At 68.3% G+C, this 26,534-nt stretch carries 26 protein-coding genes; 13 read left to right on the top strand and 13 right to left on the bottom strand.

Annotated elements, in window-relative coordinates; translation table 11 throughout:
- Positions 1–100 precede the first annotated feature (100 nt).
- Positions 101–1,483: a serine--tRNA ligase gene (serS, locus tag P1L40_RS08895; RefSeq protein WP_284010970.1), complete on the top strand. Its 1,383-nt coding sequence runs from the start codon at positions 101–103 to the stop codon at positions 1,481–1,483.
- 2 nt (positions 1,484–1,485) lie between these two features.
- On the opposite strand, the gene P1L40_RS08890 is transcribed toward serS, so the two are convergent.
- Positions 1,486–1,941 carry an NUDIX hydrolase gene (locus tag P1L40_RS08890; protein ID WP_284010969.1) on the bottom strand — a complete coding sequence of 152 codons (456 nt, stop codon included), beginning with the start codon at positions 1,939–1,941 and terminating at the stop codon, positions 1,486–1,488.
- A gap of 160 nt (positions 1,942–2,101) precedes the next feature.
- Here P1L40_RS08890 and P1L40_RS08885 point away from each other — a divergent pair, with 160 nt between their 5' ends.
- Positions 2,102–2,824 (top strand): class I SAM-dependent methyltransferase, encoded by a 723-nt coding sequence (locus tag P1L40_RS08885; protein WP_284010968.1) that lies wholly within the window; start codon positions 2,102–2,104, stop codon positions 2,822–2,824.
- Here P1L40_RS08885 and P1L40_RS08880 read toward each other — a convergent pair.
- Positions 2,812–3,144: a nuclear transport factor 2 family protein gene (locus P1L40_RS08880; RefSeq protein ID WP_284010967.1), complete on the bottom strand. Its 333-nt coding sequence runs from the start codon at positions 3,142–3,144 to the stop codon at positions 2,812–2,814. The genes P1L40_RS08885 and P1L40_RS08880 overlap by 13 nt on opposite strands.
- A 3-nt stretch (positions 3,145–3,147) precedes the next feature.
- Positions 3,148–4,671 carry a redoxin domain-containing protein gene (locus tag P1L40_RS08875; protein ID WP_284010966.1) on the bottom strand — a complete coding sequence of 508 codons (1,524 nt, stop codon included), beginning with the start codon at positions 4,669–4,671 and terminating at the stop codon, positions 3,148–3,150.
- Between the two features lie 128 nt (positions 4,672–4,799).
- On the opposite strand from P1L40_RS08875, the gene P1L40_RS08870 reads away from it, so the two are divergent.
- Positions 4,800–5,315 (top strand): DUF367 family protein, encoded by a 516-nt coding sequence (locus P1L40_RS08870; protein ID WP_284010965.1) that lies wholly within the window; start codon positions 4,800–4,802, stop codon positions 5,313–5,315.
- A gap of 4 nt (positions 5,316–5,319) precedes the next feature.
- Here P1L40_RS08870 and P1L40_RS08865 read toward each other — a convergent pair whose 3' ends face one another.
- Together P1L40_RS08865 and P1L40_RS08860 are read right to left on the bottom strand one after the other, a co-directional pair.
- The gene (locus P1L40_RS08865) at positions 5,320–6,375 is read right to left on the bottom strand and encodes an enolase-like domain-containing protein (protein ID WP_284010964.1); all 1,056 of its coding nucleotides are present in this window, start codon (positions 6,373–6,375) and stop codon (positions 5,320–5,322) included.
- Positions 6,376–6,432: 57 nt separating this feature from the next.
- Positions 6,433–7,407 (bottom strand): DUF5784 family protein, encoded by a 975-nt coding sequence (locus P1L40_RS08860; protein WP_284010963.1) that lies wholly within the window; start codon positions 7,405–7,407, stop codon positions 6,433–6,435.
- Positions 7,408–7,547: 140 nt separating this feature from the next.
- On the opposite strand from P1L40_RS08860, the gene P1L40_RS08855 reads away from it, so the two are divergent.
- Positions 7,548–7,721 (top strand): DUF5786 family protein, encoded by a 174-nt coding sequence (locus P1L40_RS08855; protein ID WP_284010962.1) that lies wholly within the window; start codon positions 7,548–7,550, stop codon positions 7,719–7,721.
- Here P1L40_RS08855 and P1L40_RS08850 read toward each other — a convergent pair.
- The 3 genes from P1L40_RS08850 to P1L40_RS08840 are packed head-to-tail and all read right to left on the bottom strand — an operon-like array spanning position 7,708 to position 10,032.
- Positions 7,708–8,442 carry a DUF7530 family protein gene (locus P1L40_RS08850; RefSeq protein ID WP_284010961.1) on the bottom strand — a complete coding sequence of 245 codons (735 nt, stop codon included), beginning with the start codon at positions 8,440–8,442 and terminating at the stop codon, positions 7,708–7,710. The genes P1L40_RS08855 and P1L40_RS08850 overlap by 14 nt on opposite strands.
- Positions 8,439–9,371: an NAD(P)H-binding protein gene (locus P1L40_RS08845; RefSeq protein WP_284010960.1), complete on the bottom strand. Its 933-nt coding sequence runs from the start codon at positions 9,369–9,371 to the stop codon at positions 8,439–8,441. Before P1L40_RS08845 ends, P1L40_RS08850 begins: the two co-directional genes overlap by 4 nt.
- A gap of 55 nt (positions 9,372–9,426) precedes the next feature.
- On the bottom strand, positions 9,427–10,032 hold the full coding sequence (locus P1L40_RS08840) for a class I SAM-dependent methyltransferase (protein ID WP_284010959.1): 606 nt from the start codon (positions 10,030–10,032) through the stop codon (positions 9,427–9,429).
- An 87-nt stretch (positions 10,033–10,119) separates the two neighbouring features.
- On the opposite strand from P1L40_RS08840, the gene P1L40_RS08835 reads away from it, so the two are divergent.
- The gene (locus P1L40_RS08835) at positions 10,120–10,329 is read left to right on the top strand and encodes a DUF7561 family protein (protein WP_284010958.1); all 210 of its coding nucleotides are present in this window, start codon (positions 10,120–10,122) and stop codon (positions 10,327–10,329) included.
- A 114-nt stretch (positions 10,330–10,443) separates the two neighbouring features.
- Here the strand turns inward: P1L40_RS08835 and P1L40_RS08830 are convergent, their stop codons facing one another.
- Positions 10,444–10,638, bottom strand: a complete 195-nt coding sequence (locus P1L40_RS08830; RefSeq protein WP_284010957.1) for a cold-shock protein — start codon at positions 10,636–10,638, stop codon at positions 10,444–10,446.
- A 178-nt stretch (positions 10,639–10,816) separates the two neighbouring features.
- On the opposite strand from P1L40_RS08830, the gene P1L40_RS08825 reads away from it, so the two are divergent.
- Complete coding sequence (locus tag P1L40_RS08825) at positions 10,817–12,544, top strand: helicase C-terminal domain-containing protein (RefSeq protein ID WP_284010956.1); 1,728 nt, start codon at positions 10,817–10,819, stop codon at positions 12,542–12,544.
- A 149-nt stretch (positions 12,545–12,693) separates the two neighbouring features.
- On the opposite strand, the gene P1L40_RS08820 is transcribed toward P1L40_RS08825, so the two are convergent.
- Both P1L40_RS08820 and P1L40_RS08815 read right to left on the bottom strand, forming a co-directional pair.
- Entirely contained in the window at positions 12,694–13,791 is a 1,098-nt protein-coding gene (locus tag P1L40_RS08820; RefSeq protein WP_284010955.1) for a class I SAM-dependent methyltransferase, read from the bottom strand.
- Positions 13,784–14,908 carry a 60S ribosomal export protein NMD3 gene (locus tag P1L40_RS08815; protein ID WP_284010954.1) on the bottom strand — a complete coding sequence of 375 codons (1,125 nt, stop codon included), beginning with the start codon at positions 14,906–14,908 and terminating at the stop codon, positions 13,784–13,786. The genes P1L40_RS08820 and P1L40_RS08815 overlap by 8 nt, the downstream gene beginning before the upstream one ends.
- 138 nt (positions 14,909–15,046) lie before the next feature.
- On the opposite strand from P1L40_RS08815, the gene P1L40_RS08810 reads away from it, so the two are divergent.
- Positions 15,047–17,212, top strand: coding sequence for a histidine kinase N-terminal 7TM domain-containing protein (locus tag P1L40_RS08810; protein ID WP_284010953.1), 2,166 nt, complete (start codon positions 15,047–15,049; stop codon positions 17,210–17,212).
- A gap of 129 nt (positions 17,213–17,341) precedes the next feature.
- Positions 17,342–19,480 carry a thiol-activated cytolysin family protein gene (locus P1L40_RS08805; protein WP_284010952.1) on the top strand — a complete coding sequence of 713 codons (2,139 nt, stop codon included), beginning with the start codon at positions 17,342–17,344 and terminating at the stop codon, positions 19,478–19,480.
- 40 nt (positions 19,481–19,520) lie between these two features.
- Here P1L40_RS08805 and P1L40_RS08800 read toward each other — a convergent pair whose 3' ends face one another.
- Complete coding sequence (locus P1L40_RS08800) at positions 19,521–20,408, bottom strand: NAD-dependent epimerase/dehydratase family protein (protein WP_284010951.1); 888 nt, start codon at positions 20,406–20,408, stop codon at positions 19,521–19,523.
- A 107-nt stretch (positions 20,409–20,515) separates the two neighbouring features.
- Here P1L40_RS08800 and htpX point away from each other — a divergent pair, with 107 nt between their 5' ends.
- The 5 genes from htpX (at position 20,516) to radA (ending at position 25,093) form a co-directional block, all read left to right on the top strand.
- Positions 20,516–21,400, top strand: coding sequence for a zinc metalloprotease HtpX (gene htpX, locus P1L40_RS08795; protein WP_284010950.1), 885 nt, complete (start codon positions 20,516–20,518; stop codon positions 21,398–21,400).
- 202 nt (positions 21,401–21,602) lie between these two features.
- Positions 21,603–22,625 (top strand): alpha/beta fold hydrolase, encoded by a 1,023-nt coding sequence (locus P1L40_RS08790; RefSeq protein ID WP_284010949.1) that lies wholly within the window; start codon positions 21,603–21,605, stop codon positions 22,623–22,625.
- A 225-nt stretch (positions 22,626–22,850) separates the two neighbouring features.
- Entirely contained in the window at positions 22,851–23,468 is a 618-nt protein-coding gene (pspAB, locus tag P1L40_RS08785) for a PspA-associated protein PspAB (protein WP_284010948.1), read from the top strand.
- A gap of 3 nt (positions 23,469–23,471) precedes the next feature.
- A complete protein-coding gene (locus P1L40_RS08780) occupies positions 23,472–23,912 on the top strand; it encodes a hypothetical protein (protein WP_284010947.1) in 441 nt (146 codons plus the stop codon).
- Between the two features lie 134 nt (positions 23,913–24,046).
- Positions 24,047–25,093: a DNA repair and recombination protein RadA gene (gene radA / locus P1L40_RS08775; RefSeq protein ID WP_284010946.1), complete on the top strand. Its 1,047-nt coding sequence runs from the start codon at positions 24,047–24,049 to the stop codon at positions 25,091–25,093.
- 370 nt (positions 25,094–25,463) lie between these two features.
- Here the strand turns inward: radA and P1L40_RS08770 are convergent, their stop codons facing one another.
- The gene (locus P1L40_RS08770) at positions 25,464–26,516 is read right to left on the bottom strand and encodes an aldo/keto reductase (protein ID WP_284010945.1); all 1,053 of its coding nucleotides are present in this window, start codon (positions 26,514–26,516) and stop codon (positions 25,464–25,466) included.
- Positions 26,517–26,534: the final 18 nt, after the last annotated feature.

Below are 26,534 nucleotides of genomic sequence, written 5' to 3'. Positions count from 1 at the left end.
GCCGGACAAAACCGCTTCCCTCGCGGCAGTTTCGCCGTGTCCACGGACGGCCTGGGGCGGGACCGACACGCCTAATTTCCGCCGTCGAGAACCGACGCCCATGTTATCGAGACAGTTCGTCCGGGAGAACCCCGAGACGGTCCGGGACGCCATCGAACGCAAGGGCGTCACGGGCGTCGATCTCGACGAGATCCTCGACATCGACGAGGAGTGGCGCGGACTGAAAGCCGAGGGCGACGGCCTGCGCCAGGAGCGCAACGAGATCTCCAGCAAGATCGGCCAGTACAAACAGGAGGGCGATGAGGAGGCTGCCCAGGAAGCCATCGAGCGCTCCCAGGAGCTGAAAGCCGAACTGCAGGAAGTCGAGGAGCGCGCCGAGGAACTGGAAGACCGGCTGGAGGCGGCGCTGCTGGAACTGCCCAACGTCCCCCACGAGTCGGTCCCGACCGGCGAGGGCGAGGCCGACAACGTCGAGCGGTACCGCCGCGGGTTCGACGACCTGCGCGAGCTTCCGGATGAGGTCGTCCCTCACTACGATCTGGGCGAGGAGATGGACATCCTCGACTTCGAGCGCGGCGCGAAGGTCTCGGGCGGAGGCTACCAGTTCGTCAAGGGCGAGGGCGCCCGGCTGGAACACGCCCTGATCCAGTTCATGCTGGATGTCCACCGCGAGCAGGACTACACGGACGTGTTGCCGCCGATCCCCGTCAACTCCGCCTCGATGGAGGGGACCGGTCAGCTCCCGAAGTTCGACGACGACGCCTACCGCGTGGGCGCCCGCCAGGACGACGACTACGACGACGACGACCTGTGGCTGCTCCCGACGGCGGAGGTACCGGTCACGAACATGTATCGCGATGAGATCATGCTCGACGACGACCTCCCGGTCAAACACCAGGCGTTCTCGCCGAACTTCCGGCGCGAGGCCGGCGAACACGGCACGGAAACGCGGGGCTACGTCCGCGTCCACCAGTTCCACAAGGTCGAACTCGTCAACTTCGTCCGGCCCGAGGACAGCTACGACCGTCTGGAGGGACTGCTGGGCGAGGCCGAAGCGGTGCTGGATCGCCTGGACCTGCCCTACCGCGTGCTGGACATGTGCACCGGTGACATGGGATTCACCCAGGCCAAGAAGTACGACATCGAGGTGTGGGCGCCCGGCGACGACATGGACGACGGCCCCGCGGTCGGTGGCCGCTGGCTCGAAGTCTCCTCGGTGTCGAACTTCGAGGACTTCCAGGCCCGACGGGCCGGCCTGCGCTACCGGCCCGAGCGCCACGAGTCCGCGGAGTACCTCCACACGCTCAACGGCTCCGGGCTCGCGGTGCCCCGTGTCCTCGTCGCCATCCTGGAGTACTACCAGAACGACGACGGGACGGTGACGGTCCCCGAACCGCTGCGTCCGTACATGGGCGGCCAGGAAGTCATCGAAGGGCACGAACCCGTCGGCGAGAGCGCGGTCGGCGCCGGCGAGAAGGAGTAGCGTCACTCGCCGTCGGCGAGGGAGCGACAGAGCTGTCGGACCTGCGGGAGCGTCGTCGCCGGAACCGCGGCGGGATCGACCCACCGACACGCGAAGACGCCTTCGCCGGCGTTTGGCTCGACGCCCGAGGCCAGCAGGCAGTCGAAGACGGTGTAGACAGACACCACGTCAGCCCGTCCCTGGTGCCGGTAGGGGAACCACGCGCCGGGCGCCCCGACGTACACCCGACAGCCCAGTTCCTCGCGGAGTTCCCGGCGAAGCCCCGTCTCGGGGCACTCCCCGGGCTCGACGCCGCCGCCGGGCAGCGTCCAGAACGGCGTCCCGTCGCCGTGGCGCTCCCGGACGAGCAGCACCGACGAGTCGGTCCGCACCAGCGCCTTGGCGCCCCGCCGGACCGTGAACCCGCCGGAACCGTGGTCGACGGACCGACCCTGCCGCGTGCTCGTGTCGCTGCCCATACGGGAGTCCCTGTCGAGGCCGACGAATAAACAACTACCTCCTACTGCCCCGTCGTCGGGCAGCCACTCCCCGACCGACCGGTAACCGGCCCCTACTCCACGGCCCCTGTCACCGCTCCTCTCCCCTGTTTCAAGTGGAACGCCTTCGTGCGTCGACAGGATGTGTTCCCAGAGTGACTGGACCGACGCGTTCGGCCGGATGGTCCGTGACTTCCATCGGGACGCTGTCGACGAACAGCCACGGTACCGGCGGCTCGACGGGTCGACCGGCCCGGCCCACCTGGCGGGGTACTTCGAACCACCGTCGGCCTGGCACGACTTTGAACGGACGCTGCTCGCCGAGTGTTCGGGTCGGGTCCTCGATGCCGGCTGTGGCGCCGGCCGACACGCGCTGGCCCTCGACGACCGGGGCTACGACCTCCTGGCGTTCGACCGCAGTCCCGGTGCGGTCGCCGTCGCCCGCGACCGCGGCGTCGATCAGGCTGTCGTCGGCGACATCCGGGCCCCGCCGGTGACCGGGCCGTTCGACACCGTGGTCGCGTTCGGCAAGCAACTCGGTGTCGGTAGCTCGGTGGCGACCCTGCAGACGACGTTGCGAGCGCTTGCCGGCGTCGTCGCCCCTGGCGGGCGACTGCTGGCCGACCTGGACGACTGTCGCCGGGATGCCCCGGACAGGACGTGGGTCGGTAACGCCGCTGTCCGGCGGTTTCGCGTGGAGTACGACGGACTGACCGGACCGTGGACCGACCTCCTGCTGGTCGACCCAGCGCGGTTCGAACAGGCCCTCGACGGGACGTACTGGCGGCTGGAGCGGGTCCTCGGTGCGGACCGTGACCGGCCCGACTACGCGGTCGTCCTCGAACGCACGGCTCAGTCGGTGTAGGTGTGTAACTCGGTGATGTGGCCGTCGACGGTGAACACGTCGACGAAGCCGAACAACACGTCGCCGTCGGCCGCTTCCAGCCGGCCGCGGACGGCGACCTCACCCCCGCCCTCGACCGGCTCGTACACCCGATCCAGATGGTGGGTCGTGTCGGGCTGGGGCCGCTCCTCGCGCATGAACCGGACGAACCGGTCACGGCCGTCGAGGGTCCGGTCGGGACGGTGGTGGACGAACTCCGCCGCCAGTAGGTCGGCGAGCGAGTCGTACTCGCCGGCGTCGATGGCCCGGTAGTACGCCCGGACCAGTTCGGTCGGCTCCACGGGTCAGTCCTCCGTCTCGGTCCCGTCCTCGTCGCTATCGCTCCCGCTCACCGGGCCGGTGTCGGGCGTGACGTAGCCGCCGAACTCGTCGTTCGGGGTGCTGTAGTCGCCCGCCTCCTCGGGGTCGTCGTCGGTCTCCCTCTCCTCGTCGACCGACTCCTCGCTCGTCTCGCGCTCGGGCGGCGCGTCGACCATCGTGGTCGACTCCGTCGGCACTTCCTCGGGGCGTTCGGGCTGCTCCGCGGCCAGTTCCGCCTGGAGGGCTGCCAGGTCCTCGCCTTCCTCGTCGGCGTCGTCGCCGGCGGCGACGCTGTCCGGCGGTGCGTCGACCATCGCCGTCGGCTCCTCGGTGACCTCCTCCGGGGTGGGCTCGGATTCGGGGTGGGTGGCTTCGAGCTCGGCCTGGATCGCTTCGAGTTCGGCGTCGCCGATGGCGTCGTCCCCGTCGTCGGTCGCGGCGGCCGCTTCGCTCTCGCTCGCCGCGTCGTCGGCCGGTTCGGGGCCGCTCGACCCGGCACCGCGGTCCGCTGTCTCCGGCGCGTCGTCGGCGGCCTCGACCTCGGCGTCGATATCGACATCCAGTGTCGCGTCCTCGGGGTCCTCGGTCGTCGGGAGGACGCTCGCTCGCTCGGTCTCGGCTTTCTCCAAGTCGTCCATCTCGGGCGGCCAGTCGTCCGGATCGGGCGGTTCCTCGTAGCTACGGGCGGTCTCCAGGGGCCGTTCGGCGTCGTCGCGCCACTCCTGGCCCGCGGCACCGCTCCCGCTGGAGTAATCGCTCGCGGATTCGGCCATCCAGTCTGCGGCCTGCCAGAGGGCGTTCGCCTTCGTCTTGGCCCCCTCGTAGATGGCGGCCTGCCCGTCGTCGTCGACGAACCGCAACGCCGTGTCGAAGCGGTCCTCGGCCTCGGCGAACTCTTTGCGGGCCTGCTGGAAGTCGTTCTGGGAGAGCATCCACTCGGAGTCCTGGTAGGCGCCCATCGCGGACGTGAACGCCCGCCGCCCCTCGGTGTAGTGGGCGTGTCCGACGCGGTAGCGGGCGAAGGCCGTGTCGTCCCCGCCGGTCGCGGCGATGGCGTCTTTGATCGGTTCGACGGCGGGTAACTCGGTGAGGTCGGCCGTGCTCCAGGTGTACTGGACCACCCCGTCATGGTCGATGACGGCGACGCCGCGCTCGATCAACTGCTGGCCGATGTCGTCGACGAAGTCGATACCGTACTCGCCGGCCACGTCGTGGTCGGTGTCGGAGAGCAGCGGGACGTTCAGTCCATACTGCTCGGCGAACGCGCGGTGGCTGTAGACGGAGTCGGGACTGACGCCCAGGATCCGAACGTCTTTCTGCATCGTAAAGAGGTCGAGTTCGTCCAGATCACAGGACTCGCCGTCGCAGGCGGGGTTGAAATCCGCCGGGTAGAACGCTAGGATGACAACGTCCTCGCCGACGTAGTCGTCGAGCGCGACGCGACGGCGGTCGCCGTCGACGAGGGCTGGTAATTCGAACGACGGTGCCACCGTCCCCTCTGAAATCACAGTCTGTACTTGCCGTCCTGTCACTTAACAGTGTTTCTCTCGGGACTGGTTCGCCCGGTCCGAGGGCGGCGAATCGCGCGTCTCCGGCCGAACGAGCGGTTTTTGCCCGTCGGTGCGGTAGCCCGGGTGTGGAACTACACGTTCGCTACGAGGGTGACGACGACCCCGAGAAGTGCAGCGCCCGGAAGCTCGCCCGGTTCGACCTGGCCGAACTCCACCGGGCGACCCGGTCGACGCCGCCGGGGGTCGTCCTCAACCCGTTCGCCGACCGCGCGCTCTCGCCGGCCGACCGGGCGACGGCGGGCGACGGCGCCCGTCACGACCGCCTGGTCGCGCTGGACTGCTCGTGGGAGACCGCCGAGCGCGAGGCGTTCGATCTGGAGGGGGTCCACCGCTCGCTGCCCTTCCTCGTGGCCGGCAACCCCGTCAACTACGGGACCCCGTTCCAGCTGAACACCGTCGAGGCGTTCGCCGGCGCGCTCTGTATCCTCGGCGAGCGCGACCAGGCCGAGCGCATCCTCTCGAAGTTCTCCTGGGGGCACACCTTCCTCGAACTCAACGAGGAACCGCTGGCCCGCTACGCGGACTGTACGGACTCCAGTGACGTGGTCGCGGTCCAGGATGACTACCTCGTCGAGGAGTGACGAGTCAGGCGAACCCGGTACCGATCCCGCGGGGGTCGGCCGGCGGGGTGAGCGGACTCCCCGGCAGAGTGCGCCCGGCGTCGGGGTCGTTGTACCCGCCCGGCGCCACGTCGTTTGGCCCGTCGGGATAGCACAGCGACGCCAGCGCCTGGATGTGGTCCCGGCCGACGCCGAGTTCGAACTGGCCGCCGCCGTACAGCCCGATCCCCTCGTCCGCGCAGTAGGCGATCGTCTCCAGTACCGACTCGACGGTGCCACACCGGGAGGGTTTCATGTTGAGCCAGTCGGGCTCGAACGGCAACTCCCGGATGCTCTCGACGCCGGTGATGGGCACGTCCCAGGTGACTCGCCCCTCGCGGCCGTCGAACACCGGCCGCGTCTCGTCGGTCAGATTCGGGTCCTCGACGAACGCGTCCGGGAGCCCGTCGACCACGCGGCGGTAGAAGTCGGCGTCGGGCTCGACCGCCACCTCGTTGTCGTCGTACAACCCCTTCATGTCGACGACGCGAACGTCGTAGTCGGAAAGCGACGCCACGAACGCCTCGTCCCAGTCGGGCGTCGGATCGAGCTTGAACGCCAGGTCGTCGTGGATCGCCAGCAGGTCGTCCAGGCGGTCGGTCGAGGGGGGGTCGTCGCCCTGGGGGTCCGAGAGGCGCGTCGAGACGACGAAGTCGACCGGATCGTACGCCCGGCCGAGCGCGGCCCCGAGGCTCGTGTCGGCCTGTTTCAGCGCGAGGTCGAGTGCCGCGCTCTCGAATCCCCACCGCCGGTAGTGGCGAAACCGCTCCTCGTCGGGTGGTTCGGGCCAGAGGTCGGCGTCGGCAAGCGCCGTCGAGAACGAGTCGAGGGTGTACTCGCCCGTCAGGTCGACGCTGTGGCCGGCCAGGGCCTCGTGGGCCTCGTTCGTGTAGGTCACGTCCTCGCCACGGCCCGTCTCGCCGGCCCCCGAGAGCGTGACTGTCGTCGTCGCCCGGTCGAACCCGCTGGACGTGGCTCGCTCCCGCAACTCGAAGGTACAGTCCTCGACGGTCAGCGCGAGGTCGGCCACCTGATCGTACATACTGATCGGTCGGGGTCCAGCGGCCTAAAACTCCCGCCCATCCCGACAGCGCCGGCCTCAGAACGGCAGGGGGAACGGGACCGAGCCGACGGTGTACCCCTCGACGGTCCCGTCGGGGCGACACCGGAACACCACCGTCGGCTGGTAGCCCGGGTCGGGCCGTTCGCCGTAGAGGCGGCCCCACTCGTCGTCCCGGAACGACGAGCAGTCGACGACGAGGACGGCGCCGGGATGGGCCGCCAACTGGTCGCGGGTCTTCGCGTCCGTCGAGGCCGTCAGCGCGCCGACGGCGGTGTCTACCTGTCGTCGGGTCGGCGGGCGGGGCCGGGTCACCTCGACGAGGGTGTCCTCGACACGGAAGTCGACGGAGTGGCCCGACCCCAGTTCGACCTCCGGTTCGATCTCGTTGCCCGCGTCCACGAGGAGTTTGGCGACGTTGAACTCCCCCATCGTCGCGGCCATCCGCGTCCGGTCGAACCCCTCACTGGTCCCCAGTTTGCTCGCCATCGTGTACCGGAACCGGTCCAGGGCGCCGCTGCCCAGGAAGTCGTCGTAGAAGGAAAGCGCCGTCTCGCGGTCCGTGTCGGGGAAGCCGGCCGCGTGGTCCCGGAAGAACTGCCGGGTCGACTCCCGACCGTCCTTCGAGAGCAACACCGGGAGGAAGAAGTGTGCCAGGTGGTCGTACTCGGTGAGCCACGGGTCCTCGACCTCCAGTTGTGCGAACAGCTCCCGCTGTGCCCACTCGGCGATGGGGTCTGGGCTCTCCTCGAAGGTGTACTTCGTCGTCTGCCAGAGCGCACGCGGCGTCTCGGTGTTGCCGAGCCAGTAGGCCTCCTGGCCGTTCCAGCAAAACAGCGCCAGGTCGCCGTTGTGCATCTCTAAGCGTCTGGCGGCCCATCCCTCCGGCGGTGCGAACCACGGCCCCGTCAGGTCGGCACCGAACGAGTCCGCGAGCGGTGCCAGCAGGTCCCGCCGGACGCGGTCCTCGCTCCAGCGCTCTGTCGAACGACGAAATCTGATCGGGCCAGCCACACTCCGTCTAGGTCGGCTGGTGTCTTGTGGGTTCCGTCTGCGTCGTCGCCGTATCGGCGTTTCTCACGACGGAATCTCGGCGAACTGGGGTGACCGTTACATTGATAGGTATTAGTTCACAAGGTTGGGTGTGGTAAGCTATGTCGATGGGAGCGTATGACGACGACGAACACGAACGCCGTGAGCGCAAGAACAACGAGGTCGACCTGTCGGAGGACGACGACCGCACAGCGTATCACGGGTCTGTCGAATACGATTCCGGGGAGTCGACGGAGGAGCTCCTCGACCAGTTCAAGCAGATCAACTCGGAGTAGCGTCCGCGGTTCTGGACCTGACTCGTAGCAACAGCACGGACAGACCCGTCACGACCGTCACTGCCGTCACGTGTGCCAGGAGCGCCGCCAACAGCACCGGGTAGTTCAGCACGAACGGGACCAACACGAGCTGTAAGATTCCAAAGCCCAGCGTCTCCAGGTCCGCCCGCTGGAAGACGCGCGCGGTCTCCGGGTCGAACCGATAGCGAGCGGACCGCCAGAGACCGGTGACACTGGCCCACCAGCCGGTACCGATCCGGTAGCTCACGTCCCAGAGGATGAGCAACATGAGATAGACCACGAGCACCGGCGGCTCCTCGCCGAAGAGATCGGTGACGATCGGTGAGGCGCTCGTCTGCGGGTCGAACACGAACAGGTGGGTCAGCATGGCGATGTAGGCCAGCACCGACAGCACCACCTCGACGTTCGAGGAGAACAACAGCGCCTGATACGTCTCGGGCACGTCGATCCGGCGGACGAGCGTGCTGATCCGCAGCATCTCGACACTGCCGATGGAGGCGACGATGACTACCGCGGTCCCGGCGATGGCGGCCGGCCACACGTCGTAGTACCACGACAGCGCGACGATGCCGACCTCGAAGACGAACAGCTGGATCGCGACTGCTGCCCACGTGGGTAGTCTTATCCCGGGCAGCGCACCGACGATACTCTCGTACACCCAGGTTTCGCCGTAGACCGGATGTGGCTCCCCGCGACTCACCGGCGGTCCCCCCCGGCGGCGACCACGCGCTGTGGGGCTGGCTGTCGAGGCTGGGTGGCCGCCCGCCTGACCGCCGCCTCGAACGATGTCGCGTCGACCGGGACCACGTCGTCGAGCCCGGTGTCGTCGGCGACGACCGGTGTCTTCAGGCCGTCGACGAGCGGGCGGGCGACGCTCGTGGGGACATCCGTCAGGAGTCCCACCCAGTAGGCGGCGACGCCGGGCGTGAACATCGGCACCGGGACGATCCGCGGCCCGGTCCTGCCCAGCAGGTCCCCGGTCCGGCGGAGGATCTCGGCGTAGCTCATGACCTCCGGGCCGCCGATCTCGTAGGTCTCGCCGGCCGTCTCGGGGGCGTCGAGGAGCCCCACGAGGTAGGCGACCACGTCGTCGATGGCGATTGGCTGACAGTCGGTGCGGACCCACTTGGGCGCGACCAGCACCGGAAACCGGGTCGAAAGCGCCCGGATGACCCGGAAACTGGCACTGCCCTCGCCGACGATGATCGCCGCACGCAGCGCGGTCAGATCGTACTCGCCCGCAGCCAGCAGCGTCTCGACCTCCCGGCGGGAGGCGAGATGCTCCGAGAGCCCGTCTTCGCCACCGAGGCCTCCGAGATAGACGACGCGGTCGACGCCGGCACTCTCGGCCGCCGTACGGAAGTTCCGGGCCGCTCGCCGGTCCCGATCGGCGTAGTCCGCGCCGGCCCGCATCGAGTGGACCAGATAGTAGGCGGCGTCGACGCCCGCGAGTGCCTCCTCGAAACTCCCGGGGTCCAACAGGTCGCCGGCCGCGACCTCGACACCCGGGGGTGGGTCGTATTCGGCTGGATCGCGGACCAGGACGCGAACGTCGTGGCCGGTCCGACACAGCGCCTCGACCAGGTGGCTCCCGACGAACCCCGTCGCACCGGTGACCAGGACGTGCATACAGCCACACAGGCCGGCAGGGGGTTAAAAGGTCGGCCGCTCCCTGCGGCAGTCGTCAGTTCCGCTCGGCGACAAGCACCCCGACCTGCTCGCTGACCATCTCGACGGCGGTCAGGGCGTAGCCGGCGCCCGTGAACGCGTCGGCCAGCACGCCGACCGTCGCCGGGTCGTCGACCTCGGGGCTGTAGAACGGGTCCTCGGGGTTCGGTTCGCCGAAGAACATCACGTCACCGAGGACGATCCGGCGGGGCGCCAGACCGGCGACGACATCGATCGCCTCGCGTTTCTCCGCGTCGCTCAGGTGATGTAGCGCGAAGTTCGAGGTGACGATGTCGACCGCGCTGTCGACGTTGGGGTCGCGGAACCGGCCCTCGCCGAACGTGGCGTTCTCGATCCCGCGCTCGGCGGCCTTCTCGCGGGCCCGTTCGAGCATCCCCTCGCTGATGTCCCGGCCGATCACGCGCTCGGCGTCGGGTGCGACCCCGAAGGCGATTGCGCCGGTGCCGGCGCCCAGGTCGAGTACCACGTCGTCCGCCCCGGGGGCGGCGTGTTCGACGACGAGATCCGCACAGGCCCGGTACTCCCGGGAGTCCTGGCTCTCGTCGTAGTCGGCGGCGTGGTCGGAGAACCGTGCTGCGTGCTCGTCGATGGACTTCTTCATGGGCACAGGTTCGAGCGGGGCGGTGAAGTACGTCCCGATGCCCACCGGTGGGGAAAGACATTCCCGCACCTCGCCCTAACGGCCGGTATGGCATCCCAGCCCTGCGACGGCTGTGGCACCGCGGTGTCCATCGGCGGCGGTATCACGGGTATCTGGGCGAGCAAGAGCCAGCCGACCGAGGGGATCATCCTCGAACTGGCCGACGACACCGAACACTTCCTCTGTTACGACTGTATCGACCGGCTCCCGGACGACCGTGAGGTCACCGCCGCCGACGTGGCCGGACTGGGCGAGTAGCGACGCCGCTGGCCGAACACGGACTCGTCGACGGCAGACAGCGCGGTCGCTCACCGGTTTGCTGTCGAAGAAATCGCCTCAGACGCGACCGCCGGCTGGCGGTCCGAAATCAGCTTAGTTGCGGACGACGTTGGTCGCGCGCGGGCCCTTGTCGGCCTGTTCGATGTCGAATTCGATCTCCTGTCCCTCTTCGAGGTCCGGGCCGCCAACGTCTTCCATGTGGAAGAAAACGTCCTCGTCCGCGTCCTCAGTATCGATGAAACCGTAACCGCCAGTGTCGTTGAAGAAATCAACAGTTCCTTGCGCCATTGCAACCAATCGTACAGCCGGGGGAGGGATAAGAGTTCTGAGAGTGGGCGTCACACGACCGTGTGTGTGTGACCACGGCCCACGAGCGGTTCGTCGCGGCGGCTGGTCACCCGGGCTTCGACGCCGGGACAACGGACGACAGGAAAGGTTTACGCCGGCGCTGACCCTGCCTCCTGTCGTGTACCCGGCGCGGATCCACGACGAGTTTCCCGCCCCCAGCTACCGCGGGAACCAGAAACAGGCCCTGGCGGACATCCGTGCGGCGTTCGAGGCCGGCAACGATGTCGTCCTCGTGCGTGCGCCGACTGGCAGCGGCAAGTCCTTGCTGGCCCGGGCCATCGCTGGCTGCGCCCGCACGGCCGGCGAGGCCGCCGCCGAACAGGTCTGTGACGCCTACTACACGACGCCACAGGTCTCACAACTGGACGACGTGGCCGAGGACGCCCTGCTGTCGGACCTCTCGGTGATCCGCGGGAAGAACAACTACGACTGCATCCTCCCGGGCGAGACGGACACGCCGGTGAACCAGGCCCCCTGCGTCCGCGAACGGGAGTTCGACTGCCAGGTCAAACACCGCTGTCCGTACTTCTCTGACCGCGCTATCGCCTCGAACCGCCGCATCGCCGCGATGACGCTCGCGTACTTCATGCAGACCGCCGGCAGCGATGTCTTCGGCAAGCGCGACGTGGTCGTCGTCGACGAGGCCCACGGGCTTGGCGACTGGGCGGAGATGTACGCCACCATCGACCTCTCGCCCGGGACCATCCCGCTGTGGGGCGACATCGACGTGCCCGCCCTCGACGGCCTGGACGACGCCGTCGCCCTGGCCGAACGGGTCGAACACGTCGCCGAGCGCCGCGTGAAAGCACTCCGGGGCAACGCCGAACTCTCGCCCGACGAAGTGGCCGAGCGGGACTCGCTGAACACGCTGCGCCAGGACCTCCAGTGGTTCCAGGAGGACTACCGTGATCCCGACAGCGCGACCACCTGGGTCGTCGACCAGCCCGACGGCGAGGGCGGGGCGGTCACGATCAAGCCGATGAACCCCGAGCGGTACCTCAAACACACCGTCTGGGACCGCGGGAACCGCTTTGCCCTGCTGTCGGCGACCATCCTCAACAAGGCGGCCTTCTGTGCCAACGTCGGCCTCGACCCCGAGAACGTCGCCTTGGTCGAGGTCGGCCACACCTTCCCCGTCGAGAACCGGCCGCTGTACGACGTGACCCAGGGGAAGATGACCTACGAGCACCGCGAGGAGACACTGCCGGACATCGCCCGGACGGTCGTCCGCATCATGGCGGCCCACCCCGACGAGAAGGGACTGGTCCACTGCCACTCCTACGCCATCAAGGAGCGCCTGCGGGAACTGCTGGACGACTTCGGCGTCGGGTCCCGTGTCCGCGACCACGACAAAGAGGGACGGGACGCCGCCCTCTCGGCCTGGAAGCGCAGCGACAACCCCGACTGTTTCCTCTCGGTGAAGATGGAGGAGGCCTTGGACCTCGAAGGTGACCTCTGTCGATGGCAGGTCGTCTGCAAGGCGCCCTACCCCAACACCCGGGACTCCCGGGTCGCGCGCCGCCTGGAGGACGACCAGTGGGGCTGGTACTATCGGACCGCTCTGCGGACGGTCATCCAGGCGTGTGGCCGTGTCGTGCGGGCGCCCGACGACTACGGCGCGACCTACCTGGCGGACTCGTCGCTGCTCGACCTGTTCGACCGGGCGAGCCACGACACCCCCGACTGGTTCGGTGCACAGGTCGCTCGGCTCTCGAAACCGGACCTCCCGCGGTTCGACCCGGACGCGGCGCTGTCGGGTGTCAGCGCCGGCACGAAACGGCGTCGCGACCGCTCGCGGTCGCGCTCGGGCGACGGGAGCCACCCCCTGTCCGATGTCTGGGACTAGAAGACGACGAAAGAGAGCCCGTAGACGATCCCCGACCCGACCATCAACAGCGTCAGGAAGATCGCCATGATCTGCTGTCTGTCCATAGCCTCTCTTGACCGGTGGCACAATTAGGCGTTACGACGCACACAGCGAGCGCCGCGCCGGAGTCACTCCACACGGGCGTCGACGACGACGTGGGCGACACCCTCGCTGTAACCTTTCACGCGGCGGGTGTCGAGCACCTCGACCGACCGACCGGCGTCGGCGGCCGCCGATTCCAAGCGGTCGACGGGGCGGTCGAAGACCAGCGCTTCGGGCGTGGCCTCGTGCATGTGGACGACGCCGCCCGGCGCGAGCGCGGCCAGCGCGCTGTCGAGGTACTCGTGGGAAGCGTCGGGCGGAGCCCGACTGTCCTCCGCGCGCGGCGCGGAGGCCTCGTAGTAGCCCATCACCACGCGGTCGGCGCGCTGTTCGGTGGCGAGATTGGACACGACATCGCGACAGTCCGCCCGGTACGGTTCGACGCGCTCGCTCACGTCGTTGAGCATCGTGTTCTCGACGAGAAAGCGGAAGGCGGTCGGGTTGCGCTCGACGGCCGTGACGTTCGCCCCCGCGCGGGCCATCGGCAGCGTGAAGTAGCCGACGCCGGCGAACATATCCAGCACGTGTTCGTCCCGCTCGACCGCCTCGCCCATCCGAGCGCGCTCGGCCTTGTTCCCCGGCGAGAACATCACCTCGGCCAGATCCAGCGCGTAGCGGGTCCCGTGTTCGACGTGGACCGTCTCGGTGTCACCGGTGCCGGCGATCACCTCCACGTCCGGTTCGCGGTGGTCGCCGGCGATGCCGTGGCGGGCAAGCACGGTGTCGGCCTCGCCGTGTAACTGGAGGAGCGCCTCGCCGACCTCCGCCGGCCGGGGGCTGTCGCCGATGTCGACGAGGACGACGCTGCCGATGACGGCCCACGACGAGGGGGCCTGCTCGCACTCGGCGTCGGTCCAGCTCCGCTCGCGGAGGTGGTCGGCGAGCGTCCGAAGCCGCGGTTCCCCGACCTGTCGGACCACCTCGCGGTACGTGACCGACTGTGGCGGCTCGGTCACCGGGACCGCGACGCCCGCCTCGTCCCACGCCTGGACGCTCCGGTCGGCGTCGTAGACGCCCTCCGCCCGGAGCTGTTCGATGACCGTCTGTGCGCGGGGTTTTGCGATGACGACCGCGAGTGCGTCCCCGTGGCTCGTGGGGTCGCTCCCGGGCTGGTCCTCACTCATCGTCGGCCCGCTCGGGCAGGATATGCAGCCCCGACCGGCTCTTGATGACCGTCACGGTGTCGGCGTCGGTGTCCAGATAGTCCGGTCGGGGCACGGTCACGCTCTCGAACGTCTCCGGATCGAGGACCTGGACGGCGTGGGCGTCCTCGACGGCGACCAGGGTGGTCTCCTGGCCGTCCTCACGGAAACCCAGTCGCGTCGCGTCGGGTGCCTCGCCGTCCTCGAACCGGGCCTCGTAGTGGTCGCCGGTCGCCAGGCGCACGCCCTTGAGGTTCCCCTGGACCGACCGCACGAGGACGGGGCCGTCGCCGTCCTCGGGGTCGATGACCTCGCCCTGGCGGTACCGTGGCAGGCGGACGGCGTAGGTGACCCGATAGAGGCGCTGGCCGTCCTCGTCCTCGCTGATGAGACGTTTCGAATCGGAGTACGACCCGCCCAGTTGGGCAGTGATGCGCTTTGCGATCCCGTGGCCCATCTGGGTCGTCGAGATCTTCATGTTCAGCCCCTCGTCGACGGTGCTGGTCTCCGTGATGAAGGCGTTGCGGTCGCCGGTGTCCTCGCGGGCGGCGATGTACTCCTCGGCGATCTCCTCGGCCCGTTCGAGCTCCTCGTCGGTCGGGTCCCGGCCGTCCGCTCGCACCTGGACGACGCTGGCGAACGACCCCCCGGCGATCTTCCCGCAGCGCTCGCAGGTCTGGCGGGAGATCTTCACCGGGACGACGACCTCCTCGGTGACCGGCGTCTCCCGGATCACGCCGGAGAACTCCGCGTGCATCCGGATCGTGTTCTTGTCGACCTGCTCGGGGGCGACCTGCCAGGCGACCGACTGGGCGTCGACGTGGACTCCCAGGGCGTCGCTGACCTGGTCGACGGCGATGTCGGTGTAGTCCTCGGCGCCGACATCGACCCAGCGGTTCCCCTTGTGGACCGCGCCACACCGCGAGCAGACCCGTACCTCGATGCGGTCGGGCGCGTCGACGAGGTCGAACTCCTCGAAGTAACAGGCGTCACACAGCACGCTGTCCGGATCGCGCTGGCCGGCGACGCTCGGCCGCTCGCCGGCCCGTTCCGGAATCTCGTCGCCACAGCGCGGACAGAACTCTCCCGACCGGCTCATTGTGCGGCCGTAGACGACTGGGCCGCTTAAGCGGTGCGTTTGCCGCCCAGCGCCGGCCGGGACCGGTTCGGCCGGATAAACTAAGTCACCCAAGGTTCATCTGTGGGTAATGGTGCCACGGTCAGTCGGTGGTGGTCGATGACGCTCGCGTCCGTCCTCCACGTCGCCGTGCTCGCGCTCTCGGTGGTGGTGACGACCGGACTGGCCGGCTACGCCTGGCGCCACCGGCGCGAGCACGGTGCGACGGCGTTTCTGGGGTTGATGGCCGGCTTCTCGGTGTACTCGGGCACCCACCTGATCGGCCTCCTGACGGTCGATCAGGGGTGGCGACTGTTCTGGGAGTACGTCCAGTGGACCGGCACCGCCGTCGTCCCGGTGTTCTGGCTCCTGTTCGCGCTGGCCTACACCGGCTACGACGAGGTGGTCGACCGCCGGACCGTCGCCGCGCTCTCGGTCGTGCCGGCGATGACCGTCGCGCTCACGTGGACGAACGGCTGGCACGGGCTCATGTGGGCCCAGAACACGCTGATCGTCGTCGACGGGCTGGCGATCTTCGAGCAGACGTTCGGCCCGTGGTTCTGGGTGTACACCGTGTTCATGTACGGCGTCGTCGGTGCCGGTGGCGTCCTGTTGCTCCGGCTCGTGTGGGTCTCCGATCACCTCTACGCCGATCAGGCGATCCTCGTCGTCCTGGGGGTGGCCGCACCCATCGTCGCCAGCGGGCTCTCCGTACTCTCGGTGACACCGACCGGCAACCCGCCGCTGGACATGACGCCGTACTCGTTCCTGGTGACCGGGACGGCCTTCGGCTACGCGCTGTTTCGCCACCGGCTGTTCGATCTGGTGCCCGCGACCCGCCAGCTCGGCCGCAACGCCGTCATCCAGCACCTCGAAGACGGCGTCGTCATCGTCGACACGGAGCGGCAGGTGCTGTATATCAACCTGACCGCCGCGGAGCTGTTCGACTGCACGCCGGCGGCCGTCCTCGGGCGCCCGGTCCGCTCGCTCGTCGACGACTCGGCCATCGACTTCGACACGGAGGACGCGCTGGCGGAGGTCGAACTCGACGGCGGCGTCTACGAGGTCCGGACCTCGCCGATCCAGGACCGCCACGGCCGGCTGACCGGCCACACGCTCGTCGTCCACGACATCACGGCCCGGACGCGCCGCGAGCGTCGGCTCGAACGCCTGGACGACCTCAACACGGCGGTCCGCGGCGTCCACCGGGCGCTGGTCGGCGCCGACGGGGACGACGATGTCACCCGGGCGGTCTGTGACCGACTCGTCGACACCGGCCTCTATCAGGCTGCGTGTGCCGCCGACCTCGCGACCTGGAACGGCGAGGCCGACTGCTGGACCGTCGCCGGGGCCGACGGGGAGGAACCGACGCTCCCCAGCGACATCCCGGTCCAGACCGACGGCGGGGCGGCGGTCGCGGTCGCCGACCCCGACGATCAACACGGCACCTGGACCGTCGTCCCGCTGGTCTACGGCCCGACCGTCTACGGGGCGCTGGCACTGCAGTCCTCGCGGGACGACGGCACGATCACCGACCGGGAGCGCGAGGTGCTGTCCGAACTGGGCGAACTCATCGGCTACGCGCTCGACGCCGCCGAGAACCGCCGGCTCCTGAGCGCCGACTCGGTCGTCGAACTCACGTTCCACAGCGAGGACACCGACGGGACGCTGCTCGCGGCCGCCGGCGGGGCCGACTGCCGGCTCGAACTCGACGGGCTGGTCCCGAACGTCGCGGACGGTCACCTGGCGTATCTCCGCACCGACGGCGACCCCGAGGCTGTCGCGACGGAACTCGCCGCGCTCGGTGCGACCCGCGTGCGGACGGTCCACGCCGACGACGGACTGCTCGAACTCCTCCTGCCCGAGGGGACACTCGTCGGCGCGCTCGTCGACGACGGCGCACACGTCCTGGAAGTCACCGTCGCGGACGGGACCACCGAGGCCGTCGTGGAAGTCGCGACCGACGCCGATGTCCGGGGGATCGTCGATCGGGTCACGTCGGCGTTCACCGCGACGCGGCTGGACGCCAAGCACCGGCGCGACCGGCCGGCGCTCCGTGACGACGGGCTCTCCAGCGAGACGACCGCGGCGCTCACCGACCGCCAGCGGGAGGCACTGGAGACGGCCTACCGGGCGGGCTACTTCGACTGGCCCCGGGAATCGACGGCCGAGGAGGTCGCCGCTACGCTGGAGATCACGGCGCCGACGCTGCACGCCCACCTCCGGAAAGCCGAGGGGGCGCTGTTTGCCGACCTCTTCGACCGGGATCGTGACCAGAACGCGTGAATCCGACCATCGGCCGTTTTCCGGCTCGAAACCGGTCCGAAACCGCTGATATCGCTATCACGAACCGGCGACACTACACAGTTAGTGGCAACCTACTCGTCGGTAACCAGTGACCTGTCGGCAACGACCATGGGTTCTGATGACGAGACCGAGACGGTCGACCGACGGACGCTCTTACGAACTGCCGCCGCGCTGTCGACGGCGGGCCTCGCTGGCTGTTCGATATCGACGCCTTTCGGGGACCTCGGCGGGGGCGGTAGTGGGGGCGGGGGAAGCAGCGCCAGCGGTGGGGGCGGTAGCAGTGCCACCCGGACGCCGACGCCGGTGACGGCCACGCGCCAGCCAAGCACTGCGACGCCCACGCCGACAGCTACCGATACACCGACGGCAACGGCGACGGATACGCCGACCGCGACGGCGACGGATACGCCGACTGCGACGCCGACCGCGACGGACACGGACACGCCGACCGCCACGCCGACCCCGTCTACCAACCCCGTCGTCACGCCGATCGAGCCACAGACGCCGATCCCCTGTGTCGTCGACGGGAGCTGTGTGCCCGACAGCGTCGTCGACAACAGCACGACGCTCCCCCAGGAACCGGTGTTCGTCCCGGAGGAGCCGCTCCTGCCGGCCGACCCGGTGATCGTCGACCCGAGCGTGTTCAACAACACGGGCACGTCGTCGGTCGGCGACCCGAGCGAAGTCTCGAACAGCGGCACCATCGACGTGACGGTCACGCCCGAGACGGGCAGGGCGAGCAGTTCCACCGTCGGCAGCAAGGGGACCGAGCGGCGCGGCGACATGATCTGTACGACCCAACAGCGCCGCGTCACGTCCGGTAGCGGGACGAACTTCCTGTTGAATCCCCAGTTGGGAACCATCTGGCCGGGGGCGATCATCGAGGCCGAGAGCATCGCCAAGGGACAGTTCTCGCCGGCGCTGTCGTCCAGCCGCCGCAACGGGACTCCCGCGAGCCAGATCCGCAATCCGATCGAACTGTCGGTCTCGCTACGGAACATCAGCGGGGAGAACACGCGGACGGTCCAGACCCCCTCTCTGGGGAACTTCCGGAGTGCACTCGACGATATCCTCGGGCAGTACAACCGGAACGCGAGCACGCCGGCCCGGATGCAGTACAGTATCCACCAGATCCACTCGGCGAAGCAACTGGATGTCACGCTCGGCGTCCACTACGACAGCCTGAAGGTCCAGGTCGACAACACGTTCGACTTCTCCAGCCGGTCGGAGACGAACAAGCTGATGGCACAGTTCTATCAACAGTACTACACCGCCGACATCTCGCTTCCCAACCCCGTCGCCAACGGCGTCGTCTCGGACCCGGCGACGTATCTCGAACCCAACGATGTCGTCGTCAAGAACGTCACCTACGGACGGATGCTGTTGTTCTCGGCCGAATCGAAGTACGAGCGGACCGAGATCGAAAACGCGCTCGACGTTGCGCTGAACATCGGCGCGGGCCGAGGAACGGCGTCGCTCGATGTCAAACACAAACAGGTGCTCCGGGACACCGAGATCAACGTGCAGGTGCTGGGCGGGGCCGCCACGCAGGGGGCACAGCTCATCAGCAAACCCGGCGAGGGGGCGCTCCAGGCGATCAAAGACTTCATTCAGGACGGCGCGACCTACGACCCCCAGCAGTCGCCGGGGGTCCCCATCGCCTACCAGACGAAGTATCTGAGCAACCTCGATACGGCGAACACCTACATGACCACGACCTACACCGAGCGCAACTGCCGGCCGACGACGCGGTCCTACCGCGTCCACAACATGGACTGGCGGGTCGTCACGGAGGACGATCCCGGCAACGAGGAGGAGATCTACGGCGACGTGTACGTCGTCGGCTGGCCGATCCAACAGGGGGCACAGGTCACGGGCACGAGTGCCCGCATCGAACCCCGCGGCGGCCGCAGCGACGGCCGCGTCTGGCACCGGTCGCGCAGTTCCCACGTCAACATCAGAGAGGGGCGGCGCAAGGGGCTCAACGTCGACGAGGAACTCGTCTTCGACGGCGCCCACGAACTCGACACGAGCCGGTCGTACATCCAGGTCACCGCCCGTCCCTACGAGAAAGACCCGACCTCGAACGACGACTTCGGCAACAAAAAGAACGTCAAGTGGTTCCTCGACCAGTCGCCCAGCGACCCCGACCGCGCGGGACGGGGCGGCGGGAAGTTCACCCAGCGCTGGAACGACCACGGGTCGGAACTGGAACTCTCGTTCGACATCTCGCCGATGCCGCCGTGAGGGACGAGCGACGGCGGGGACGGGCTGCTCGGCGACTCGGCTACTCGGCCAGCAGCGTCGGCTCGTCGACCGCGGCGTCGCCGGCCGTCCGCCAGTCGTGTTCGGGCGCCCAGTCCAGCAGACTGCGGGCCGTCGCGGTCGAGAGCGCCGACTGCTCGCCGTCCAGTTCACACTCCGCCGGGAGTTCGCCGAAGTACTCGGCCACGAGGTCGGCGGTCGGTCGGCCCATGTAGTTGTCCGCCGCAGCGGCGTGGAACGCCTCGTGCCCGTCGAAGTCGGCGTCGAGGGCCGCGGCGACGAGACTCGCCACGTCTCGAACGTCGACGTACGACCAGCAGTTGCCGGCACCGTCGGCCAGATCCTCGATATCGAGGCAGTTGTACTCGCCGGGGTACTGGATCCAGGAGGGCCGGATCGAGGCGACGCTGATCCCGTCCCGGCGGGCGACCATCTTGGCGACCGCCTCGCCGGCCACCTTCGAGGTGCCGTAGGGGTCTTCGGGCGCCATCGGATGTCCCTCGTCCATCGGGAGATACGCCGGCAGCGGCGTCTCCGCGGCGAAGGCCAGTCCGTAGGCGCTCTCGGAGGAGGCCCACACCACGTCCGCACCCGCCCGGCCCGCGGCGTCTAGCACGTTGTAGGTCGCCGAGACGTTCGTCTCGAACACGCGCGTGCCGGCGTGGCGTTCGGGCGCCGGCAGCGCCGCCCAGTGGACCACCGCCGCGGGGTCGAACTCCGCGACGAGGTCCCGGACCTCGCCGCCGTCGGTCACGTCCGCCGCCCGGAAGGTGAGGTGGTCGCGTTCGGCGACCTCCCAGCCGGGGTGGTCCAGGTCGATACAGACGACATCGTAGTCGCCGGCGAGGCGGTCACAGATCCAGCGCCCCGAGCGGCCACGGCCGCCGGTGACCAGCACTGTCTCGGTCATGAGCGGGGTTCGGACCGGGCACACAAAGACGTGCGGTCGTCGCCCCGTCCGTGCGGGATCGACACACGATAACGGGGTTTTAGAGTCTCGGTCGCCTACGCCCGCCTATGCAGTGGCAAACCGACTGGGGACTCCGGGGCCGGATGGTCCTGACGATGTTCCTCCTCTTTGGCCTGTACATCGTCTTCCTGGGCTTTCTGACCCTGTACTTCGGCGATCGACTGCTCCCGATCGTCCTCGTCATGGGGCTGTTCCTGGGCGGGCAGTTCTTCTTCAGCGACAAGCTCGCGCTGTACTCGATGGGGGCCAGGGAGGTCGACGCCGACGAGTACCCCGAACTCCACCGGGCGGTCGAACGGCTCTCCCAGCAGGCGGACCTCCCGAAGCCGAAAGTCGCCGTCGCCGACTCGCGGGTGCCAAACGCCTTCGCGACCGGCCGCTCTCAGAAGAACGCGGCCGTCTGCGTGACGACGGGGATCATGAACACCCTCGATCAGGAGGAACTGGAGGGGGTCATCGCCCACGAACTCGCCCACGTCAAGAACCGCGACGTGATGGTGATGACCATCGCCTCCTTTCTCTCGACGATCGCCTTCCTCATCGTCCGGTGGGGGTGGCTGTTCGCGGGCGGCCGTGACCGGGGCGGCCAGCAGGGCGCGCCGGTGATCGTCGCCATCCTGGCGTCGCTGGTGGTCTGGATCGTCTCGTTCCTGCTCATCCGGACGCTCTCCCGGTACCGGGAGTTCGCCGCCGACCGCGGCGCCGCGGTCATCACCGGCAAGCCCTCGGCGCTGGCGACCGCGCTCATGAAGATCGACAGCGGCATGGAGAAGGTGCCAAAGGACGACCTCCGCAGCCAGTCGGAGATGAACGCCTTCTTCATCATCCCGATCCGGGCAGACTGGATCGGGCGCCTGTTCAGCACCCACCCCTCGACCGAGAAGCGCATCGACCGCCTGCGCGACCTCGAACGGGAACTGGAAGGGCGCTAGGGACCTGCTGGAGTTCTCCGGCAGTGATGGGTGTCAGGAGCTATGCTGTCTAGATGGTGCGTGTCTTCGTGCAGTCTCCGGGGCCTCACCGGATTTCGCCGCCCGCTACCACCGGCAGAGTACCCGTCGTCTTCCGTCCGCGGCGGCCACCATTGGTCGACCCCCCTCAGAACCTATATCTGTCCCAATCGTATTCCTCGGTATGCGCCGAAACCTGAGACGGTCGATCGGAATCGGTGTCGGCATGCTCCTCTGTGTGGCGGGCGGTGCAGTCTGGCGCTGGAAACGGCGACGACTCGCGGAGCTATCGGCCGGGAGTGAGCTCGTCGAAACAGAACGGGGTGTCGTCGAAGTCGCCCGACGGGGCTCGGGGTATCCCGTGCTGGTACTGCACGGAGCACCGGGCGGCTACGATCAGGGACTCCTCCTGGACGGGGCGCTTGGAGATGGGATCGAAGTCATCGCTCCCTCCCGACCGGGGTTCCTCCGGACGCCCCTCGACGACCACCGGTCCTTCGAGGACCAGGCCGCCCTCCTCGTGGCGCTCCTCGACGCTCTCGACGTGGAACGTCCGATCGTCGTCGGTATCTCCTGTGGGGGCCCGGTCGCCCTCCAGCTCGCCGCCGAGTATCCAGAGCGAGTCGCGGGGCTCGTCCTGGCCTCGGCGATCACGATCGAGATCGACGAGCGAACGTACGACACGGGCAACCCGATCCTCGACCCGTTGCTCACCTCGACGCCGGTACTCGACATTCGCTCCGGTCTGCTCGCCTTCTTCCATCGGTTCACGCCCGACCGGTTCATCGAGAACATGCACGCCGGGCTCTCGACGCTGGAGGGTGACGCCCTCGAAACCTTCGTCGAATACATCCAGACACACCCTGCACAACACAGGCGGGATCTCGCGTTCGCCCCGACCATCCTCCCCGCCAGCGCCCGCATCGACGGGACGCGCAACGACGAACGCTGGTGTCGCGAGCTCCCCGTCGTCGACTACGAGACGATTGCATGTCCGGTCCTGGTCTTTCACGGGGAGTTCGATGCGGCCGTCCCGATCTCCCACGCCGAGTTTGTCGTCGAAGCACTGCCAGACGCCGAGTTCGTCCGGGTCGATGCCGACCACCTCGCGGGTGTCGGCCCTGATGCCGACCGCGTCCGAAGAGCGCTCCAATCGTTCGTTGAGTCGATCGTCGAGGACGCGAATTCGACGCCGACTCGACGGTAGGCCCCGCTGCGCTTCCGGCGTGGAAGCGGCCGATCAAGGTCTCGACTGCTGGGCACACCCCCTGTCGCACACTGCCGGTAACTTCGTCTCCACCGTCACGCGGTACTACCGCCTGATACGATTCACACACCGCCCACACGACGGCAGTGTGATCTGGCGTGCATCGTTCTCCAGTGGCCACGACAGGACGAAAACCGCCTTATTGTCGGCCGCCGACGTAGGGATATGGGACTACTCGACGGACTCAAGAGCGTCCTCGGCGTGAAAGCCGAGGCCGACGCCACCCGGGAGGCCGACCCGGACGACCTGTTCGGGATGTCGACGGCCTACATCACGATGGAGGCGGACCTGGGCTACGAGGCGACCGGGGACGCCGCGCTCTGTTTCGGCGATGTCGACAGCACGGACTTCCAGGACGCCAAACAGGAGGTCCGGGAGATCTTAGACGCCGGCGCCCGGGAGACCGGCACCGAGGTGGAGTTCACGGAGGACGACCACGGCTACCAGTGGGTGGTGCTCCACGACGACGACTTCGAAGACCTGGTCACGTCGATCCACTTCGCCGCGGACACGCTCATCGAGCGCCGCTACGGCTCTCGTCTGCTGGCGGCGCTGTTCGCCTTCGAGAGCGATCGGAACTTCGACTCGGTCTACTGGGTGTACTCGTTCCGCCGCGGGGCCTACTACCCGTTCGCGCCCGACCCGGACCGCGACCACGAACGGGACACTACGGCGGAGTTCAAACTGGAGAGCAACTTGGACGGCGAGCTCACCGTCGAGAGCGACAAGGAGTACTGGTACCCGCTGTGGCCCGACCGGGCCGGGGACCACCCCTGGGAGTGACCCGTGGTCGACAGCCCAGCGGTCTACGACCACCTCCGGCCGACGACGGCCGACTGTCCGGCGGGCGTCTACCGGGTCGTCGGCGTCGGCGACGACGGCGCCACGCTCCTGCGCGTGGGCGACGCCGACGAGCAGCGGGTCAACACCGGTGCGGTCGTGACCGTCCCCGCCGACTCGCTCGCGGGCTTCGAGCGGGCCGACAACCCCGACGGGAACCGGCGACCGACCGCCCTCGTCCGGTCGTCGCTCGACAACTTTTCCTGGTCGGCCCGGGCGTTCGTCCGGACGCTCGCGAAGCGCCCCCTCGTGTCGGCGGGCGCGCTCGCGCTCTTGCTCGCGGGCGAGTTCGGACAGGACGCCCTCTCGTTGACGGGACTCCAGGCCGGCGTGCTCATCGTGGTCGGCGGCCTCGCCCTGGTCTACGTCGGGAGCGGTCGGCTCTGAGCGCGCCGACCGAGCTTCCCCTTCCCTTCTAAATCCCCCGATCCTGGCCCGACCTGTCCGGCCGCTGTCGGGCTGTTTCACTTTCACTCTCCTGTTAACGTGGGTTTATGTGCGGTCGGGCGCAAGCCACGTCCATGTCCGCAAGCGAGGACCTCGAAGACCTGCCCGGCGTCGGCCCGGCGACAGCAGAGAAACTCAAAGACAACGGCTTCGACTCCTACCAGGGGATCGCGGTCGCCTCCCCCGGCGAACTGTCGAACACGGCCGACATCGGCGAGTCGTCGGCCGCCGACATCATCAACGCCGCCCGCGAGGCCGCCGACATCGGCGGTTTCGAGACCGGCTCGACGGTACTCGAACGCCGCGAGCAGATCGGCAAGCTCTCCTGGGGCGTCGACGAGGTCGACGAACTCCTGGGCGGGGGCGTCGAGACCCAGTCGATCACCGAGGTGTACGGCGAGTTCGGGGCCGGCAAGTCCCAGGTGACCCACCAGCTGGCCGTCAACGTCCAGCTCCCGGCCGAACACGGCGGGCTCGAAGGGAGTGCCATCTTCATCGACTCCGAGGACACCTTCCGCCCGGAACGGATCGAACAGATGGTCGAGGGCCAGGACGACGAGGTCATCGAGGACACGATGGTCCTCCACGGCATCGTCGAGGAGGGCGAGGCCGACGCCACCGACGACGAACTGCTGGACGCCCTCGTCGACTCGGTGCTCGACAAGATCCACGTCGCCAAGGCGTTCAACTCCAACCACCAGATCCTCCTGGCCGAGAAGGCCCAGGAGATCGCCAGCGAGACCCAGGAAGAGGAGTTCCCGGTTCGCCTGCTCGCCGTCGACTCGCTGACGGCCCACTTCCGCGCCGAGTACGTCGGCCGCGGTGAACTCGCCGAGCGCCAGCAGAAGCTCAACAAGCACCTCCACGACCTGATGCGCGTGGGTGACCTGAACAACACCGCCGTCCTCGTCACCAACCAGGTGGCCTCCAACCCCGACTCCTTCTTCGGTGACCCGACCCAGCCCATCGGCGGGAACATCCTGGGCCACACCTCGACGTTCCGAATCTACCTCCGGAAATCGAAAGGCGACAAACGCATCGTCAAGCTGGTCGACGCGCCCAACCTCCCGGACGGCGAGGGCGTCATGCGCGTCGAGGAAGGCGGCCTGATGAACGAGTAGCGACCGACTTCACGTTTTTCGTCCGTTCGATCGGCCAGCACCGCGGACGGCCGACCCGCCGCTCGTCACCGACACCCGTGACATCTGTCCCCGCGTCCCGAACCCCTTCGTTTCATCTCGAACCCGCCGCCGTCCGGCGTCTTTCGCGTGTCTGACGGAGCGGGGTGAAAGTGGTCTCCACGCCACCGAACCGCACGACGGCGATACATCTCCTGTCGAAACAGAGGGGTACGCGGCGAAAACCACACGAAGAAGCGGTGACTTACTGAGACGCTCGGGAGTCGTCTCTCGGGTGCAGCTACGGACGACTGGGGACGCGAGTGGTAACTACTCGGAAACTTCCGTCGTCGCCGGACGACGCCTCGGCCGTTCAGTCGCCGGCGGACTTCATACCGGTCCCGTCCAGGTCCGCGCCGCCGACCGAGGACCGCAGGGCGTCCATCCCGTCGTCCCGATCGATCCCGAAGTTGTCGGCGTACAGTTCCTGGACTCGATCGAACTCGTCGTCGCTGAGCGGCGGCGTGTCCGGCGCGCCGCCCCACTCGTCGATGTCGTCGGTCGTCCGGAACGTCGGCGTGACCGAGGCGACCTCGTCGTGGGCGAGTAACCACTGGATCGCGGCCTGGCCCATCGTCCGCTCGCCGTCTCGTTTCAGGAACTGCAGGGTCTCCAGTTTCTCCCAGCCGGTCTCGTACCACTCGTCGGGCCGGTGAGCGCGGTGGTCGCCTTTCCCCAGTTCGGTCTCGGGGGTGACCTGCTCGTTGAGCAGCCCCGACGAGTGGGGGACCCGGGCGATGATCGAGGTGTCGGCGCCGTGTTCGCGGATCGTCTCCACGAAGTGCCGGCCCGGCGTCTGCTCGAAGAGGTTGAACACCGTCTGGAGCGCGTCGAACTCCGCCGTGACGGCGGCGTCGCCCTCGGCCAGCCAGCCGATCGAGGGGCCCAGCGCCCAGCCGATCGCTTCGACTTTCCCCTCCTCGCGGAGTTCGTCGAGCGCTTCGAGCACGTCCTCGTCGACCTCGTCGACGTTGGCGTTGTGGAGCATCAGCAGGTCGACGTACTCCATGTCCAGGCGGTCCAGCGACCGCTCGGTCGCGGTGTGGATCCACTCGGGGGTGACTTTCTTCGGGAGTTCCCCGTGGCCGGCCTGGGGGTTGTTGTAGAAGTCGTAGCCGATCTTCGTGCTGACGGTCACCTCGTCCCGGCGGTCGGCGAGGGCCTCGCCGACGATCTCCTCGCTGTCGCCGTGGCCGTAGACATCGCCGGTGTCGAAGTAGCGCACGCCCTGCTCGACGGCGTGGTCGATCATGGCGACGGCGTCTTCCCGCGTCCGGTCGCCCCACCAGTCGGTCCCGACGACCCAGGCACCGAAGCCGACCTGTGAGACCTCGACGCCTGCTGTCCCGAGCGTGTCGTATTTCATGTCCGGCCGTTGGGCTGG

Source organism: Haloarcula pelagica, assembly GCF_030127105.1.
In the GTDB taxonomy this organism is placed as follows: Archaea; Halobacteriota; Halobacteria; order Halobacteriales; family Haloarculaceae; genus Haloarcula; species Haloarcula pelagica.
The sequence above is the reverse complement of the archived record's forward strand: the minus strand, read 5'-3'. Positions and strand labels throughout refer to the sequence as shown.